3 protein-coding genes and 2 tRNA genes are annotated in these 2899 nt (G+C 51.6%); 4 read left to right on the top strand and 1 reads right to left on the bottom strand.

From position 1 onward, the window contains the following. The first annotated feature begins 222 nt into the window (after positions 1–222). Together ACLJNW_RS21725 and ACLJNW_RS21720 are read left to right on the top strand one after the other, a co-directional pair. Entirely contained in the window at positions 223–585 is a 363-nt protein-coding gene (locus ACLJNW_RS21725) for a MerR family transcriptional regulator (RefSeq protein ID WP_000472034.1), read from the top strand. A 1-nt stretch (position 586) separates the two neighbouring features. Continuing rightward, positions 587–979 carry a MerR family transcriptional regulator gene (locus ACLJNW_RS21720; protein ID WP_000826515.1) on the top strand — a complete coding sequence of 131 codons (393 nt, stop codon included), beginning with the start codon at positions 587–589 and terminating at the stop codon, positions 977–979. Between the two features lie 53 nt (positions 980–1032). On the opposite strand, the gene gltX is transcribed toward ACLJNW_RS21720, so the two are convergent. Then, positions 1033–2448 carry a glutamate--tRNA ligase gene (gene gltX, locus ACLJNW_RS21715; protein WP_023203894.1) on the bottom strand — a complete coding sequence of 472 codons (1416 nt, stop codon included), beginning with the start codon at positions 2446–2448 and terminating at the stop codon, positions 1033–1035. A 258-nt stretch (positions 2449–2706) separates the two neighbouring features. Between gltX and ACLJNW_RS21710 the strand changes: the two genes are divergently transcribed. Then, a tRNA-Val gene (locus ACLJNW_RS21710) sits at positions 2707–2782 on the top strand. A gap of 45 nt (positions 2783–2827) precedes the next feature. Continuing rightward, positions 2828–2899 (top strand) — tRNA-Val (locus tag ACLJNW_RS21705).

Below are 2899 nucleotides of genomic sequence, written 5' to 3'. Positions count from 1 at the left end.
CACTACGTAAAGCTTGTCGAGTTGACGGGCGGCATCATATGAATTCCCTCGGCATGTGTCAACGGCAAAATGAACTTGCCGAATTCAATCGCTGAAAAAGCATTCAAATAAAGGACATTGCGGCACAACTCGCATTCAGTAGTTAAACACGTCACGGTTTCGACTAAAATGGTGCTATAAAATGAACCACTAATTAACCCCACGACTATTCAGGGAATCGTTATGTTCAAGGAACGGATGACGCCAGAAGAACTCGCTAATCTCACCGGTTACAGCCGACAAACCATCAATAAATGGGTACGGAAAGAAGGCTGGGCAACATCGCCCAAACCTGGCGTCCAGGGCGGTAAAGCCCGTCTGGTTCATGTAAACGAACAGGTTCGTGAATATATCCGCAGCGCTGAACGTTCAGTTGACCATCACGCAGACACATTCACGCCTGCCAGCAACGCATCGCTTGAAGCGCTGCTCATGACGCTCGCCAAAGAGATGACCTCATCCGAGCAGAAACAGTTTACCTCTCTCCTCGTGCGTGAAGGGATTACCGGTTTGTTACAACGCTTAGGGATACGCGATAGCAAATAATATGAAAAGATTACGCAGTAAAATGACCACTGAAGAGCTGGCTGAATGCCTCGGCGTGGCCAGACAAACCGTCAATCGCTGGATCAGAGAACAACACTGGAAAACCGAAAAATTTCCCGGCGTCAAAGGCGGACGCGCAAGACTCATCCATATTGATGCCAGTGTGCGGGAGTTTATTCTCAATATTCCGGCTTTTCGCAAACTGCCTGCGTTTTATCAGGCGGAAGAGGCTTTCGCAGAATATGCGAACGCGACGCACAGTCACGCTTATCGACAAATTATTGATGCCGTTGAAAATATGTCTGCTCAGGAACAGGAAAAACTGGCGCTGTTTTTATCGCGGGAAGGTATTCGCGGATTTCTGACGCGTTTAGGTATCAATGAGGCGGACTAACAAAGAATAAACGGCAGGCGTCTGCCCTGCCGTTTATTCTGTTTCAGCTGGCGTTACTGCTGACTTTCACGCTCGGCGATAAAGCCCAGCGCTTTGTTGATACGCTCAATGCTGCGGGTTTTACCAATCGCATGTACGGTGACATCCAGCGCAGGCGACTGCCCGGCACCGGTCACAGCCACACGCAGCGGCATCCCTACTTTACCCATCCCCACTTCCAGCTCATCCGCCGTGGCCTGAATCGCGTGGTGGACGTTTTCTGCTGACCAGTCCGTAATCGCCGACAGCTTGTCGCGCACCACTTCCAGCGGCTGACGCGCCACCGGGCGGAGGTGTTTTTTCGCCGCATCGGCGTCAAACTCACTGAAGTCTTCATAGAAGTAGCGGCAGCTCTGCGCCATCTCTTTCAGAGTTTTGCAGCGCTCACCCAGCAACTTCACCAGTTCAGCAAGCTGCGGGCCGTTACGGGTGTCGATATTTTCCTGCTCGATATGCCACTGCAAATGCGTCGCCACATATTCCGGCGCCAGCGTATTGATATAGTGGTGGTTCAGCCACAGCAGTTTATCGGTGTTGAACGCGCTCGCAGACTTGCTCACCGCACCGAGGGAGAACAGCTTGATCATCTCTTCGCGGGTGAAGATTTCCTGATCGCCGCTGGACCAGCCCAGACGCACCAGATAGTTCAGCAACGCTTCCGGCAGATAACCGTCATCGCGATACTGCATCACGCTCACCGCACCGTGGCGTTTAGACAGCTTTTTACCGTCGTCGCCGTTAATCATCGACACATGCGCGTACATCGGCACCGGCGCGTTTAACGCTTTCAGAATGTTAATCTGGCGCGGAGTATTGTTGATATGGTCTTCGCCACGAATCACATGAGTAATTTCCATATCCCAGTCGTCCACCACCACACAGAAGTTGTAGGTCGGCGAACCGTCGGTACGACGAATGATCAGATCGTCCAGTTCCTGATTGCTGAATTCGATCGGCCCACGGATCTGATCATCAAAAATAACGGAACCTTCCTGCGGGTTAGCAAAGCGCACCACGCATGGCTCATCGTCGGCATGATGTTCGTGACTGTGACGGCAACGCCCGTCATAACGCGGCTTCTCGCCTTTCGCCATCTGATCTTCACGCAGTTGCTCCAGACGCTCTTTAGAGCAGTAGCATTTATAGGCTGTTCCCGCCTCCAGCATCTCGTCAATCACCGCGTTATAGCGATCAAAACGTTTGGTCTGGAAATAGGGGCCTTCGTCCCATTCCAGGTTCAGCCAGTTCATACCATCCATGATGGCTTCAATGGCTTCCGGCGTGGAACGCTCAAGATCGGTGTCTTCAATACGCAGCACGAACTCACCGCCGTGGTGACGTGCGAAAAGCCAGGAATAAAGAGCAGTACGCGCGCCGCCGACGTGCAGATAACCTGTCGGGCTAGGCGCGAAGCGAGTTTTGATTTTCATGAAATGGCCTTACGTTTATAAAGATGCCGACAACCGGCAAATCCTGGAAAGATGAATAGCCTTGTATTCTATCACTGTGGCTTGATTCCTCAATGTTGATCCGGTCAGAACGCTGCGCTTTGCTATTTCCGTATAGAAATCATGCAGTGCGGGGTAATTCACGATCGTTTTGTTTAATTTTACGACGAACAAACAAAAACTTTAGAAAATGCGTTGACTCATTTTCAACTCTCCCTATAATGCGACTCCACACAGCGGGGGTGATTAGCTCAGCTGGGAGAGCACCTCCCTTACAAGGAGGGGGTCGGCGGTTCGATCCCGTCATCACCCACCAACTACTTTATGTAGTCTCCGCCGTGTAGATAAGAAATTGAGAAGTGGGTGATTAGCTCAGCTGGGAGAGCACCTCCCTTACAAGGAGGGGGTCGGCGGTTCGATCCCGTCATCACCC

The organism is Salmonella sp. SAL4457, assembly GCF_046548235.1.
In the GTDB taxonomy this organism is placed as follows: Bacteria; Pseudomonadota; Gammaproteobacteria; order Enterobacterales; family Enterobacteriaceae; genus Salmonella; species Salmonella enterica.
This window is presented reverse-complemented; position numbering and strand designations above follow the sequence as displayed.